The following is a 14,027-nucleotide window of genomic DNA, read 5'->3' as shown; positions in this document are numbered from 1 at the left end:
CCTCCAATTATGCCCCTTCTGTACGAGGTGGTTCAAAAAGTCATCCGTTGAACACACCCTTATGTCTACTCGGTTGGGGTAACCATTGGTCCGCGCGGCGGTCTAGGTCCGAAAAACTGATAGTAATCTACCTTGATATTTCCGTTGTAGAGCTTGCGCTTTTTGCTTGCTGTACGACCAAAATGCTCCTCAAACTGTTCGTCGGAGGTAATAATGTAGAAAGACCACGTATCCATGGCAGCAAAGGTTTTCCCCATTTCGCCATACATCTTGGCAACCTGCTTCCATTCTCCCAAGCGCTCCCCATAAGGTGGGTTGCAAATCAAGTAGCCGTACTTACGCTTGGTTCGCACATCCCGCACATCCATTCGCTGAAAATGAATCAGGTCATCTACACCAGCCTCAGTCGCGTTGCGGCGGGCAATTTTCAGGATCTCGTCATCCATATCTGTCCCGATAATCTCCAGCTTTTGATCATAGCGCGCCAAATCATGCGTTTCTGCGCGAGCTTCGCGCCAAGCTGTTTTCGGAATAATAGGCCACGACTCCGAGACAAATTCGCGGTTCATCCCTGGAGCGATGTTTTGTCCGATCAACGCCGCCTCAATCGGAAGTGTACCCGATCCACAGAATGGGTCCATGAATACCCGATCAGGCTTCCAGCGAGACAGCATAATCATCGCCGCAGCCATCGTTTCCTTCAGTGGCGCTTGTCCGATCAATTCCCGGTAGCCGCGCTTGTGCAGGCCCGGTCCTGACGTATCGATCGTCAGCGTCGCCACATCCTTGAGCAGTGCCACTTCAATCTTGTACAGTGGTCCTTGCTCATCGAACCACTCGCGATTGTAGGTCTTTTTCAGACTTTCTACGACTGCCTTTTTCACGATCGCTTGGCAATCCGGCACACTGAACAAGGTAGATTTAACCGATTTCCCTTCTACAGGAAACGTCCCGTCCTCTGTGATCCAATCGGCCCACGGCAGTGCCTTTGTCTTTTCAAACAGCTCGTCAAAAGTAGTCGCTTTGAACTCCCCTATCTTAAGACGCACGCGGTCGGCAGTTCGTAACCACAAATTTGTGCGGGGAATCGCAGAAATATCTGCGGTGAACGTAACTTTGCCGTTTTCCACCTGTACCGGACCGTATCCGAGGGCCTTCACCTCTTCTGCTACTACTGATTCCAAACCAAAAGTCGCCGTAGCGATCAATTCCACTTTTTGCATATGTAATCTCCTGTCCGTCCAATAATCCTTCGGGCGATGCCCTGATCCTACTACCTATATTATATTACCCCATTTACTAATAGCGTTGGTAAACTTGTCTAAATTGAAACGACCCCTCACCAAAAACAGTGAAGGGTACGGCATGCGAATCATCCATATGGGAAATCCTACAAAAAACTTTGCGTACAGGAGGGAGTCCGCATGCCAGAATTACCTGAGATGGAGACCTATCGCCGACTGCTGCAGGAGAAAATCGGTGGCGGAACGATTACAGCCTCACACGTTCAGCGGGAAAAAACAATCAATCTGCCGCCTGCGGAATTTGTTCGTCTTTTGCAAGGCAATCGCCTGACGCTTGTCGACCGACGTGGCAAGCATATTCTCTTCCATCTGGAAAGTGGGCATGTCCTGCTGCTTCATCTGATGCTGGGCGGCTTTCTATACCTGGGCTCGTCGGAAGACAAGCTGAAAAGAACCGCTCAAGTGACTCTTGCCTTTGGAGAACGCCTCTTATATTTTCATGGCCTCCGTTTAGGCTACCTGCACTTGCTCACCAACGTTCAGATCGACGAAAAGCTGGCTCCACTCGGTCCCGAGCCATTGGACCCGCTGTTTACCTTTACCCGATTTGCGGAGCTGCTCGCTGACAAGCGCAGTTTCCTCAAAACAGCATTAGTCAATCAGCATTGGCTGGCAGGCATCGGAAACTGCTATGCGGACGAAATCTGCTTTCATGCCGCCATCCTGCCTACACGGACGATCCCGACGCTTTCTTTCGAGGAACAAAAACGACTGTATCATTCCATGCAAACCGTACTCAAAGAAGCCATACGATTCGGCGGTTACATGCAGCCGCTTTTTCAAGGCGATTCCCTGACAGGCGGCTTCGATGAACGCTGCCAGGTATACGATCGCGGCGGAGAGCCTTGCCCGCGCTGTGGACAGCCTATCGAAAAGAGCGAGCTCTCCTCCCGCAAAGTATTCGCCTGCACGAACTGCCAGCATTGACAGAAGCGTATTCACTCCTTAGACGACAGGGGTCTGTGCGGCTTCCATCTGCTTGATCATAAACACCTGCTCCGTCTCGGAAGGACCGAATCCCGCCGCTTGCAGTATTTCGACAAGCAAGGTATCTGCCGCACGCAAATTAAACGTAGATCGGCGGCAATCGCGCTCAAGCGGCCCATACACATGCGCGAGTGCGGTTTTCAAAATATCTTGTGCATCAGGATGCTCTGGCTGCGCTACACATTGACGCAGCACGATCCCACTCACTTTGCCTTCTTCGTTTATCGAACACTTGTACATCGCATAGCCGACCGCCTGACCCTCTCTGTCTTCTACGAGCAGAGCCTGCGCATCTCGCAAGTTCAGCCAGTAATTTTGCCAAGGGACATCGGTCACGTAAAACGGCAGCATAGCGGCTTCCTGGGCCAAAATGCGCCGAACCCGATACTCAGCCTGTACATTCGTCTGAAAGACATTCTCTGCCAGCGGTCCACTCTGCTGCAAAAACAACAGACGATCCACAACGTCATAGCCTTTTTGCTCATACAAGGCAATCGCTTTGGTATTTTGGCTCAATGCCTCCAAGGTAGCTACTTCCACTCCAGCTTCCCGGTATAATTCCAATGTTGCCTCAATCAGTTGCTTCCCTACTCCTTGTCGACGATATTCCGTGGCGACACCCGTTCCACCATTCCACGCGACTTTTTTCCCTGCAATGGTCCTCATCCCGCTGGCTACTACGCCAATCGGTTCTGTGCCATCAAAAGCAACCACAGACAGGGACAGCACGTATCCCTCGCCTCCCAGTCGCTGGACAAGCATTTCTTCTGTCATCGTAAACTCGATAAAATAACCTTCAAATCCTCGGTTCCACGCTTTGGTCACTTCTGCAAAGGTACAGTCGCTCATCCGTTTGATGGTAATCATGGTATCACCTTCCTGGTTTTTAATAAAATTATTTTAATCAATAAAATCTAAAAATTCAATCATCTACGAACACTTTCGCCAGCTTTGTCACCCACACGCCTGACATGGTAATATGAAAAAAATCACTTACTCGGGAGGTTCCTATGCGCAAACAGCTTACGGTTGGCTCGCTCATACCTGGACGATCTGACGTACAAATGTCGAGTCCGGCTCCCGTTCCCGTGCATACGTCGTTGAAAAAAGCAGGATTGAATACGACTCGCCCCCAATCAGAGCAGAAGCTCGTACAGGCAAAGCAACGCTCACAAACGATGCCAGTCCGGTACACCCCCTCCGAGACACTATTACAAGCTGCGATTACGCAAGATCAACCCATCGCATACAAATGCCAACAAGGGCATTGCGGCAAGTGCAGTGTGCAGATCGTAGCTGGTGCATCATTACTCGATACCCCAAGCGGACAGGAAAAAGCAAAGCTGGGGGAAAAACTCGCTACAGGCTATCGCCTCGCTTGTCAGAGCACATTTCGCTCTTCGATTCCTACATAGAGGTTATTTCTAATAGAAAAAGGTGGCCGTAGCATGAATCCTACACGCATCCTACTATTCGCAGGGGGCAATCTGGGCAACTGGGCGATCCAAGAGATTCGTGAAAATGATTGGCTCGTCGGCGTTGACAGAGGTGCCTTGTTCCTCGTTCGCAACGGTCTTGTGCCAAGATTGTCGATCGGTGACTTTGATTCTGTCAGCACCGAGGAAATGGCAGAAATTGAACGACACAGTATGCACGTCTCCTCCTGCGATCCCGTAATGAAAGATTTGACCGATACAGAAATGGCCCTTACTTGGGCAATAGAGCAACAGCCGGAGGAAATCGTGCTGCTCGGTGTGCTCGGCTCTCGTTTTGACCATATGCTGGCAAATGTACACTTGCTGAACAAAGTTTTGCAGACGGGCATCAGCTGCTGCATCCTCGACGAGACCAATGAAATCCGGCTGATTGACCGCCATAGTACGATAGAGCAGAATCATTTTGAGCATATCTCTCTACTGCCTCTTACACCGGAAGTAACAGGGATTACCTTGACCGGATTCCTCTATCCGTTGAAGGACGCCACCCTGCGGATCGGCGACACGCTTGGCATCAGCAATCTGCTGACGGAACAGACTGGAACGATCACGATTCAAACAGGCAAGCTGCTCGTTGTCAAAAGCAAAGACTGATTTGGTTTGAGTCAACATAGTGGAGGAGAAGAAAAAGCACAGTTCTCTTCGACTCTGACACCCCAGCATGGGTGATTCACTGCCCGTCTCCACTTCCAAAAGGGGACCGTCGAGCCAAAGCCACCCTACGGGCGGAAGTTTCTCAAGGAAGAAGTGTTCGACAACCGTGGTCCCCTTTTGGAAGTTCCGACTGGGTAGGCGCTGTCAAGGTCTACGAGCACTGTGCTTTTTCTTCTTACCTGCTTTGCCTGTTAAAACTTGGGATGATCAGCCTTGTCCGTATAAACTGAATGTCCAATCCTATAAACTCTGCGTTACCACAGTCTTAAAAGTAGAAAGGATCTCCAATCTTATGCAATACGTTGGAGATCCTTTTCTTTTTCCTGGCTAAAAGAAAGACTACTCTTCCTCAACCTGCATCGGCAACTGCCAGTCAATCTCTTGAAGCCCGCGTGAACGCAAAAACTCGTTGGTCCGCGAAAAAGGACGGCTGCCAAAAAAGCCGCGATTCGCCGAAAATGGGCTCGGATGCGGGGAGGCGATGACGAAATGCTTGTTTCGATCAATGAATGCCGCCTTCTCCTGCGCATGCTTTCCCCACAGGATGAAAACGAGTGGAGTCTCCCGGTCGTTCAACAAATGAATAATTCGATCCGTAAACGTCTCCCACCCAATGTCCTTGTGCGAATTCGGAGTGCCGCGACGAACCGTCAGGACAGTGTTCAGCATCATGACGCCTTGCTTCGCCCAATGGTTCAGATAACCATGCTGGGGAATTTCAAAACCGACATCGCTTTTCAGCTCTTTGTAGATGTTGACCAAAGACGGCGGCGGCTTGATTCCCGGCTTGACCGAAAAGCTCAATCCATGTGCTTGTCCCGGTCCGTGATACGGGTCCTGCCCCAAGATCACAACCTTTGCATTCTGATATTCAGTCAGGTGCAACGCTGTGAATATTTGATACATATCTGGGTAGATTGTCTGCGTCTGATATTCTTCCTTCAACGTCTGACGAAGCTTTACATAATAGGGCTTCTCGAATTCATCGGCCAATACGGGGGCCCAGTCATTTTGCAATATGGTTGCCATGTTCCTCACCTTGTCCGCTGTTTTTTTCTACCTTACCACAAAGCTTCCCATCACTGAACCACTGATTCGAGAACTAGGACTATTCTAATTTAGTCCTATCTTTCCCGCGATTCCTAGTCTTTGTTTCCTAGTACCCTCGTTTGATAGCTTTTCTCCTATGATCTTTGACATAATGATTGCTGGGAAGATTTAGAGAAAAGAGAAAGGGAGAGGGTTTCACATCATGAAATGGAACATCAAGTCATTTTTGGGGGGCATTGTTGTAGGTTCGGTGCTCTTTTCCGGAATTGCCATTGCAGCACCCGCTTTTCCAGACGCGGAAGAAGGAATGAAAACACCGTTCACCTACTATTTTGACGGGTTGCCAAAATCACCAAACAGCGACGTACAAGGCATCATGTACAAAAACTCCGTCTATGTGCCTATCCGCTTCGTAGCAGAGAACCTGAACAAACCGGTCATTTACGATGCGAGAACCAAATCGATTTTCATCGGTAAAATTCCATCAGCAAAAATGTACTCCAAAATGGAAGCGATCGAGCTGGTGAAAAAGAAATTCGCTGGCAAACTCACTCCAACACATGTAGTCGAGTACGCTCACGACGACGAAAAAGGTCACTATGTCATCCAAGTGTACCAAACAGTTGTCAACAACTTCCAATCTGGCGACAGCTACACCAGTACGTATGGCTGGTTCGTAGTGAACCCGAATACCGGGGAAATTAAGTCGTTGTTATAATTTTATTGCACTTATCTATTCGTACGAAAAAGACAGCGGACTAGGGACCCGCTAGCACCGGAGGATATCCTTCCGGTGCCTTTTTGTTTTCATGGAAAAATTTAGATTGATTCCCACTTGTCCCATGTGATACGATCTCCCTACAGCTATTTAATAAACATTTTTATTTACTATTTATTTTATATAAGGAGTGAACTTGTTTATGTCTACCTTACCGAACTGGGCGAGTTTATACCTTCAACGTCTACAGCTAGACCGCAAGTCCCCCAGCCTCTCTTATCTCAGTGAGCTCTGCCGTGCGCATCTACAGACCTTCCCTTATGAAAATGTAAGCAAGCTGCTTTTCTTCCGGGCTGGAAAACATGCTATACCTTCCCCGGAAGAATATGTACAAAACGCGATCAGTCATCACTTCGGCGGCACATGCATGACAAATAATCACAGCTTTCTCGCACTGCTTCGTGCACTTGGATTTTCCGGTAATCTGGTCTTGCCAGGCGGAGGGCATGCTGCAATCCTGATCGATGGTCCCCATACTGGAGAAACACCTGTCTATGTAGATACGGGGGCTACCGCTCCTATCTTTGAGCCGATTCATTTTCTGGAAGAGGGGAACCATGCCAGATCTTTTGGCACTGTTTCGATGGATTTGACCAAAAGTCCCGATCATCCTGAACACTATCGCTTTACGCGGTATGAAAACGGAAAAGTAGCAATTCCTCCGTGGGATTTTCATCCGGATGAACGAAAAGAACTGTCTGACTTGACGGAAGTCATCCGCTCCTCTTTTTTACCAGACGCTTTCTTTTTGAATCGACTTCACATCCATCGTTTTCAGCTGGAGCAAGATCGCTTCGTGGTTCTTAAAAACAATACCCTCCAGCTCGGCTATTCGGATGGCACAAACCAGATAACAACCCTCCACACTGTCTCTGATATAGAAGCTGCCGTAGCCGATGAAATGCACCTGCCATTTCTCCCTGTTCGCGAGGCGGTAGAAATCCTGCTCGAACGCGGTATTGATATTTTCGCTGCCGCCAAGAAAGAAGAAGTCCCACTTGAAACCGAAGCTCTCGATCGTCCTACCATTTGCTAATATCTGGTTGACAATGATAATATTTCTCAATAATATGGAAAAGTAGGGAAATGGTATATAAGGAGTGTCGCACTTCATGATGATGGAGATAAAAACATACGTCGTCCAGGAAGGTCATTCTGACAAAATCGTACAAGGCTTTAGCGAGCCTGGTGCTGTTGAGAAGGCTCCTGGTTTTGTAGATTTGAGCGTGCTGGTACAGAAGCCGCGCAAAGGTGAAGAAGAAGTGGTCGTCATCATCCGCTGGGAATCAAAAGAGGCGTGGAAGCAGTGGGAGCTGAGCGACGTCCATCTGGAAGGTCACCGCCAAGCACGTGAGGAAGAAACCCCTGAGTGGTACATCAGCGGCAAAACCGGCCATTACGAGCTGAAAGCGAAAAAAGAACCGCAGCCTTCGTAAATACAAACAAACCAGCCCAGACCTCGGAAAAACTCCGATCAATCCAGGCTGGTTTTTTATTGTCCCCCTATCCTTTTTCCAATCCGTACTTCTCCATCTTCCGGTACAAGGTCGACAAGCTGATTTGCAGCTCATTGGCAATCGCGGCTTTGTCCTGGCCATACTTGCCTGCATTCAAGTAACGCTGGAGAATGGAACGTTCATAATCAGCCACCAGCTTTTCCAATCCCAAATCGCTGCTACCCACTATCCTCGGCTCATCCTCGAACAGCAAATACTCAGGAAGCTCCTCGTTGCCGATGACTTGCCCCTCCGCCATGTTGACCATATACTCGACCGCATTTTCCAGCTGACGAATATTCCCCGGCCATTCGTATGCCTGTAGTCGTTGGACGAGTTGAGCTTCGAGCTCCAGTCTGCCTTTTTGCAGCAACGTCCCGTACCGATACAGGAAGTGCCGCAGGTAAAGCGCAATATCCTCCGTGCGTTCTCGCAACGGCTTTAACCGCAGGGGGATGACGTTGAGTCGATAATACAAATCTTCGCGAAACGTTCCTTCCCTGACCATACTCTCCAAATCTCTGTGTGTAGCGGCAATGACACGTACATCGACACCCAGCGTTTTTATGCCGCCTACCCGATCTACTGTTTTCTCCTGAAGGACGCGCAGCAGTTTAGGCTGCAGGGACAACGGAATATCTCCTACTTCATCCAGAAAAATCGTTCCCTTGTGGGCCAATTCAAATTTCCCCGGCTTCCCTTCGCGTCTGGAGCCTGTGAATGCACCGCCTTCGTACCCGAACAATTCGCTTTCTAACAAGGTCTCGGGAATCGCCGCGCAATTGACTGCCACAAATGGCTGTCTGCTGCGCCCACTCTCGCAGTGAATGGCTTTTGCCAGCAGCTCCTTGCCCGTTCCGCTCTCCCCCCGGATCAAAACAGTAGAAATGCTGTTCGTCACTTTTTTTGCTTTGGCAATCACATCGCGCAAGCCTGTTTCTGCCCCAATCAGCTGGGCGAAATACACCGGATGAACCGAGGCCTGCGGCATTTCCTCTTGAATGTTACAGCTCTTCTCCCGCTCCGCATCCAGCTCTAGCAGCTTGTGCTCTATCAAGGAACTCGTATGCTGCAAAAACGGCATCCATTTTTCCGAGTGGTGCAGCATTTTTTCCTTTTGTTCAGGGGAAAAGCCGATAATTCCGATGACTCCTACCGTCTTCTCCCGTTTGTGCACCGGAAATCCAATCGTCGCCAGCTCCCGGCATTGCTGCAAAAACTTGCAATTGCCGCATTGCGACTCGTTCTTTTTCATGTCAAAAATCATTCCCGGCTGTCCGGTTTGCAGGATCATTCGGAAAAACGATCCTTCCGGTGCAGGCAATCCAATCAACTCCTGATAGTAGCCGGTTCCGCTTACACGTATCCCTTGTTCATCCAGGATGGTGACATCGAGTCCCAGCACCTTGGAAATATTGTCGGCGTACGATTGAATGAATTCCTCGATCCGGGAAAACTCTGTCATGCCCAATCCTCCAGTTTCACGTTCCTTTATCCCCTGGACGCTGCTGCCATTGGCAGACTAGCTAACGCCTGCTCCAAATCCGCGATGATATCCTCCACATCCTCCAAGCCAGTCGATAAGCGAATCAGACCGTCCGTAATGTTGAACTTGATCCGCTCAGAGGCAGGAATCGAGGAATGCGTCATCGAGGCAGGATGCTGTACCAGTGTCTCGGGATCTCCTAAACTAAACGATATCATAGCCAAGTGCAGAGCGTTAATGAAAGATTTGGCTGCCTCGTAGCCGCCCTTTACTTCAAAGGAAACGATCCCGCCCATTCCGGCCATTTGCCGTTTGGCCAGCTCATGCTGTGGATGCGAAGGCAAACCAGGGTAGTAGACGTGCGAGATTGCAGGGTGCTGCGCCAAAAACTCCGCCACTGCCTGCGCGTTTTTCCCATGCTGTCTGACACGCAAGCCGAGTGTCTTCAGCCCACGCAAGATCAAGAAAGCATCCCAAGCGTTCAAATTTTGCCCCAAGTCTCCCATGACGTTTTTGCGCATGAATTGGATATGTTCCTGCTTCCCAACGATGAAGCCTGCAATGACATCGCCATGTCCGTTCAAATATTTGGTGGCGCTATGCACGACGACATCTGCCCCTAGCTCAAGTGGTCGCTGCAAATACGGGGTTAAGAAGGTGTTGTCGACGATTACCACAATGCCATGTGCGTGCGCCAATCGGGACAACGCCGAAATATCTAAAACAGTCAGACACGGGTTCGAGGGTGTTTCGATGTACAGTACTTTTGTGTTCGGCAAAAAGGCTCTCTCGACTGCTTGCAAATCAGTGCAATCGACGAAGTCCGTCGCAATGCCATAACGCGGGGCCATGGTCGTAAGAAACTTGTAGCTTCCTCCGTACACATCTCGCGTACACACCACATGATCACCCTGCTTCAAAAAGGCGAGCAAAGCTCCCGAAATGGCTGCCATCCCACTGCTTACGCCCAAGGCAGCCTCGCCATTTTCCAATGCGGCGATTTTTTGCTCCAAGGTAGTGATGGTAGGGTTGCCATATCTTCCGTAGTACGTTCCTTCCCGCTCGCCAGCCACGCACGCCGCTGCGGAGTCTGCATCTGGGAACGCGTAGGCCACGGCAGGCACCACCGCGGATACGACTGCTCCTGTTTTTTGGCAAGGTGTTTGTGCGGTATGAATAATGGAGGTGTCCATCTTCCACTTGTTTGTCGTCATTTCTCGTCTCTCCCTTTGGCTTCAGCTGTTACCAATGGATATAGCAAGGAGCATGCCAAGGTGAGAAACCGCATCATTCCAGTGCTTTTCGCTTTTTGTGCTCATAGACTTTCGCAATTATGCAAATGGACTTTTTCAGATCCATGCGAAAAAGCCGTTAGTTGCCCCAACGACTTTTCGCATAGTTGCAATTGTGTTTTGCATAACTAAAAAAACATCTTAGACGAGCATGCCGCCCGCGCTTTTCCTGTATTTTAAAATGCCTTCTGCCGCTCGGTAGGAGAGAGCACCCATCGTTCCTGTCGGATTGTAGCCGCTATTGTGCGCAAAGGCAGAAGCTCCGACGACAAATACGTTTTCTGCATCCCACATCTGCAAGTAGTTGTTAACTGCCGAGGTTTCTGGAGAGGCTCCCATGATGACGCCGCCTGTATTGTGCGTCGATTGGTATGGTGTAATATCGTAGGGTCCGAGCTTGCGGTTGATTTCGAGCTTCTCGTTCGCCCCCATTTCTTTTACAATTTCTGCGCACTTATCCGCACAAAAAGCTGCCAGCTCCCTGTCCTGATCGACGAAATCATACGTAATGCGCATCAACGGATCGCCAAATGCGTCCTTGTACGTCGGGTCCAGATCAAGGAAGTGTTGGCGAAATGGCATCGAAGCCCCTTGGGCGCCTACCGATATGAACCGGTTCGTGTATTTGATCGATGCAGCCTTGAATTCCTTGCCCCAGCTAGGCGTTCCCGGCGGCACCTTGTTCGTGCCGATTGGTCGGAAGCCGGTTTGTGTGACAGCGATATTCGCCCCATGGATAAATTTCAGATCGGAGTGATCGAAGTTATCACCGTTGTAGTCATCCAAACACATTCCCAACGATCCTGCGCCTGCATAATTGTTAAACTCCTTGTCGTCGAAGAAGCCGACCGCGCCTCCTCGCATGACCTGGTAGGCGTAGTTTTTACCGATCACGCCTTTTCCCGTTGCTGGATCATACGGTTTCCCCAGCTTGGACATGAGCAAGATTCGCGTGTTGTTGAATACATAGCTGGTCATCACCACAATATCGGCGGGCTGTTCGAATTCCTCCCCCGTCGTGACGTCCGTATACAAGACGCCTGTCGCCTTGTTCCCTGTATGTAAAATTCTGCGGACATGGGAATGCGTGCGAATTTCAAGCTTCCCTGTCTTCTTGGCTACCGGGATCACCGTCACCACTGGATCGGCTTTTGCTCCGTACTCGCAGCCAAACCTTTCACAGAAGCCGCAATATTGACAAGCTGCCCGTGCCACCCCGTCTGGATTGGTATACGCTTGCGAGAGATTTGCTGATGGCAGGATGTATGGATGCAGGTTTCTCTTTTTCGCCGCATCCGCAAACAATTTCATACTCGGTGTAGTACGCATCGGAGGTACTGGATACGGACTGGAGCGTTTTCCCCCCAACGGATTTTCCTCGCCCGCGATTCCCGCCATCTTTTCGAACTTGTCGAAGTACGGCTCCAGTTGATCGTAGGTAATGCCCCAATCCTGGATCGTCATCCCCTCTGGAATTTTCTTTGCGCCATACCGTTCAATCGTCTTGCTGCGGATCTCGAAATCATACGGCAGGAAGCGGAAGGTCTGTCCGTTCCAGTGGACACCAGCACCCCCGAGTCCTGTCCCGAGCAAAAAGGAACCGTATGACCGCATTGGAAGCGCGCGAACGTTCATTTTACTGCGGAATGTGATCGTCTCCTTGGACAAATCCTGCATCAGCTCATAACGAAGAGCGTAACGCAATTCGTCGTGTACCATGAAGTAGTCTTCGGTTTTGCGCTCCTTGCCTCGCTCTAGCCCTACTACTGTCAAACCTTGCTTGGTTAGCTCAGAAGCAATAATGCCTCCTCCCCAGCCCACTCCCACGATCACGACGTCAACCTTGGGCAACTTTTTGGCCATATGTACAGTCCTCCCTCAATGTTGATGATCCCGCAAGCTTAAGGGAGCCATCTTCACAAACTCAGGCTTATCGATCAGCTGCGTATACGCCATCTGATTACCTGGGAAATTCTTCATTTTCCAGCCATCCATATTTTTATTGCCGCCGTACAGGGGGTCTGCATAAACGCCTTCGAGCGTACTGGCCCGCAGCATATTGAAAAAAGTGCTCGCCGAAATGGTCGTCAATTTTACTTCATCGGTTTCAAAAGCCTTTAAGACAGCGTCCTGCTGTTCCGGCGGGAGTTCATAAAACCGTTTTCCGTGGGTACTGTTACTGTAGTTGTTCATTTCTTGAATACCGATGTCGAATATTTCCCTACGTTTCAACCTGCCTTGATAGCCCTGTGTAATCTCACCCGGATAAAAGGGCGCTTGCATGTATTCACGAGCGTTAAAGCCCCAATCACCCGCCAGCTGGTGGTCAATGAAATAAGCTGCACCGAGTACCTTCGCGCCCGGACCCAGCTCATCCTCAGGAAAAATGCGCTCACAAGCGGCGTCCACCACTTTAAATTGCTCAGGCGTAAAAAACATAAGCGCCTGATTGTAATCGGCAGCAGGGGCCGGAGTTGCTCCCGGTTGCGGCGGAGTTTCCGGTCTGCGGAGCAAGCTCCCTGCCACTCCTCCTACGACCAAACTGCCGAGCACCAGCCCGGAGTTTTTCAAAAAGTTCCTTCGGGATACTGGCCGCTCATTCGTGTTGTTTGCTTCTGCCAAAATGACCACCTCCAGTGATTTCCTCTCTTTGTTTTGTGCATTTTTTCCAAAAGATAATCGTGGTTAACAGAATTTTTTCCAACATGCTCCACTCATAACTTCATGCAGCGAACAAAGGATAATCTTATCTAGGCAGGAAGACTTGGAGGGATCGTGATGAAGCACTTCCATACATGGGTAGGAACCGCAGGATTAGGAGCTGTCCTTCTTTTGACAGCCTGTGTGAATCAAGCGGCCCCGGCTCCGACACCACAACCGCCAGCACGTACTCAGTCATTGGCACCAAATCCAAATGACGCCACGGTTATTCCCAGCGTGGACCGCGACAAAAAATTCACGACAAATTCGCAAGGCCATACGTATAGCGGAATGGGCAATGCTCTATACAGCTCTATGGGCAGCTCACACCTGCACACGGGCGGTCCTTCCACGAAGCTGGAAGCCCAACTGAAGGCAGCGGGCGTTCACGGCGTCCAGGCGTTGATTGTGAATGATGCCATTTACCTGGCTCCTTCTACTGCCAATGCACAATCGATCAATCAAATGGACCCGATGCAGTCCCATCTCATCAGCAATTACTCCGGCAGTTCCAGTCGAGGGCATGATGCTGCTCGTACAAAATCAGGGAGCGGAACCGCAGGGACATTGGGTACGAGCGATCAGCAAAGCACTTTCGCACAAGCTCGCGCCCAAATCGAGCGTATTTACGGAACGGATACACCCGTGAAGGTCATCAGCTCGAAAAAAGGCATCAAAGCGCTGGAAACGGTAAAAAAACACATGAGGGATCAAAAGAATAAGCAAGCCATGGCAGAACAGCTGAACGTGCTCATGCGTGAAGCAAAGCGGTAACCAAAGAAAA

The 14,027-nt window shown here is 50.0% G+C and carries 14 protein-coding genes; 7 read left to right on the top strand and 7 right to left on the bottom strand.

What is annotated here, in order from left to right; translation table 11 throughout:
- Positions 1 to 65: 65 nt before the first annotated feature.
- The gene (locus FB479_RS15150; protein WP_106654834.1) at positions 66 to 1,223 is read right to left on the bottom strand and encodes a THUMP domain-containing class I SAM-dependent RNA methyltransferase; all 1,158 of its coding nucleotides are present in this window, start codon (positions 1,221 to 1,223) and stop codon (positions 66 to 68) included.
- A gap of 201 nt (positions 1,224 to 1,424) precedes the next feature.
- Between FB479_RS15150 and FB479_RS15145 the strand changes: the two genes are divergently transcribed.
- Positions 1,425 to 2,231 carry an Fpg/Nei family DNA glycosylase gene (locus tag FB479_RS15145; RefSeq protein WP_142065857.1) on the top strand — a complete coding sequence of 269 codons (807 nt, stop codon included), beginning with the start codon at positions 1,425 to 1,427 and terminating at the stop codon, positions 2,229 to 2,231.
- Between the two features lie 18 nt (positions 2,232 to 2,249).
- On the opposite strand, the gene FB479_RS15140 is transcribed toward FB479_RS15145, so the two are convergent.
- A complete protein-coding gene (locus FB479_RS15140; RefSeq protein WP_142065856.1) occupies positions 2,250 to 3,158 on the bottom strand; it encodes a GNAT family N-acetyltransferase in 909 nt (302 codons plus the stop codon).
- Between the two features lie 143 nt (positions 3,159 to 3,301).
- On the opposite strand from FB479_RS15140, the gene FB479_RS15135 reads away from it, so the two are divergent.
- Both FB479_RS15135 and FB479_RS15130 read left to right on the top strand, forming a co-directional pair.
- On the top strand, positions 3,302 to 3,706 hold the full coding sequence (locus FB479_RS15135; protein ID WP_142065855.1) for a 2Fe-2S iron-sulfur cluster-binding protein: 405 nt from the start codon (positions 3,302 to 3,304) through the stop codon (positions 3,704 to 3,706).
- 33 nt (positions 3,707 to 3,739) lie between these two features.
- Positions 3,740 to 4,381, top strand: coding sequence for a thiamine diphosphokinase (locus FB479_RS15130; protein ID WP_142065854.1), 642 nt, complete (start codon positions 3,740 to 3,742; stop codon positions 4,379 to 4,381).
- Positions 4,382 to 4,780: 399 nt separating this feature from the next.
- On the opposite strand, the gene FB479_RS15120 is transcribed toward FB479_RS15130, so the two are convergent.
- Positions 4,781 to 5,470 (bottom strand): uracil-DNA glycosylase, encoded by a 690-nt coding sequence (locus FB479_RS15120; RefSeq protein ID WP_106654839.1) that lies wholly within the window; start codon positions 5,468 to 5,470, stop codon positions 4,781 to 4,783.
- A gap of 223 nt (positions 5,471 to 5,693) precedes the next feature.
- Between FB479_RS15120 and FB479_RS15115 the strand changes: the two genes are divergently transcribed.
- The 3 genes from FB479_RS15115 (at position 5,694) to FB479_RS15105 (ending at position 7,705) form a co-directional block, all read left to right on the top strand.
- Positions 5,694 to 6,209, top strand: a complete 516-nt coding sequence (locus FB479_RS15115) for a stalk domain-containing protein (RefSeq protein ID WP_142065853.1) — start codon at positions 5,694 to 5,696, stop codon at positions 6,207 to 6,209.
- A 202-nt stretch (positions 6,210 to 6,411) separates the two neighbouring features.
- Positions 6,412 to 7,305, top strand: coding sequence for an arylamine N-acetyltransferase (locus FB479_RS15110; protein WP_142065852.1), 894 nt, complete (start codon positions 6,412 to 6,414; stop codon positions 7,303 to 7,305).
- A 76-nt stretch (positions 7,306 to 7,381) separates the two neighbouring features.
- Entirely contained in the window at positions 7,382 to 7,705 is a 324-nt protein-coding gene (locus FB479_RS15105) for an antibiotic biosynthesis monooxygenase family protein (protein WP_142065851.1), read from the top strand.
- A gap of 67 nt (positions 7,706 to 7,772) precedes the next feature.
- On the opposite strand, the gene FB479_RS15100 is transcribed toward FB479_RS15105, so the two are convergent.
- From FB479_RS15100 to FB479_RS15085, 4 genes are all read right to left on the bottom strand, one after another.
- Positions 7,773 to 9,230 carry a sigma-54 interaction domain-containing protein gene (locus tag FB479_RS15100; protein WP_142065850.1) on the bottom strand — a complete coding sequence of 486 codons (1,458 nt, stop codon included), beginning with the start codon at positions 9,228 to 9,230 and terminating at the stop codon, positions 7,773 to 7,775.
- Between the two features lie 26 nt (positions 9,231 to 9,256).
- Positions 9,257 to 10,465, bottom strand: a complete 1,209-nt coding sequence (locus FB479_RS15095) for a trans-sulfuration enzyme family protein (protein ID WP_142065849.1) — start codon at positions 10,463 to 10,465, stop codon at positions 9,257 to 9,259.
- 219 nt (positions 10,466 to 10,684) lie between these two features.
- Positions 10,685 to 12,406, bottom strand: a complete 1,722-nt coding sequence (locus FB479_RS15090) for a GMC family oxidoreductase (protein ID WP_142065848.1) — start codon at positions 12,404 to 12,406, stop codon at positions 10,685 to 10,687.
- Positions 12,407 to 12,421: 15 nt separating this feature from the next.
- Positions 12,422 to 13,174: a gluconate 2-dehydrogenase subunit 3 family protein gene (locus FB479_RS15085; protein WP_142065847.1), complete on the bottom strand. Its 753-nt coding sequence runs from the start codon at positions 13,172 to 13,174 to the stop codon at positions 12,422 to 12,424.
- A 147-nt stretch (positions 13,175 to 13,321) separates the two neighbouring features.
- Between FB479_RS15085 and FB479_RS15080 the strand changes: the two genes are divergently transcribed.
- Positions 13,322 to 14,017, top strand: coding sequence for a hypothetical protein (locus tag FB479_RS15080; RefSeq protein WP_142065846.1), 696 nt, complete (start codon positions 13,322 to 13,324; stop codon positions 14,015 to 14,017).
- Positions 14,018 to 14,027: the final 10 nt, after the last annotated feature.

It is taken from the genome of Brevibacillus sp. AG162 (assembly GCF_006715575.1).
Classification (GTDB): Bacteria; Bacillota; Bacilli; order Brevibacillales; family Brevibacillaceae; genus Brevibacillus; species Brevibacillus brevis.
The sequence above is the reverse complement of the archived record's forward strand: the minus strand, read 5'-3'. Positions and strand labels throughout refer to the sequence as shown.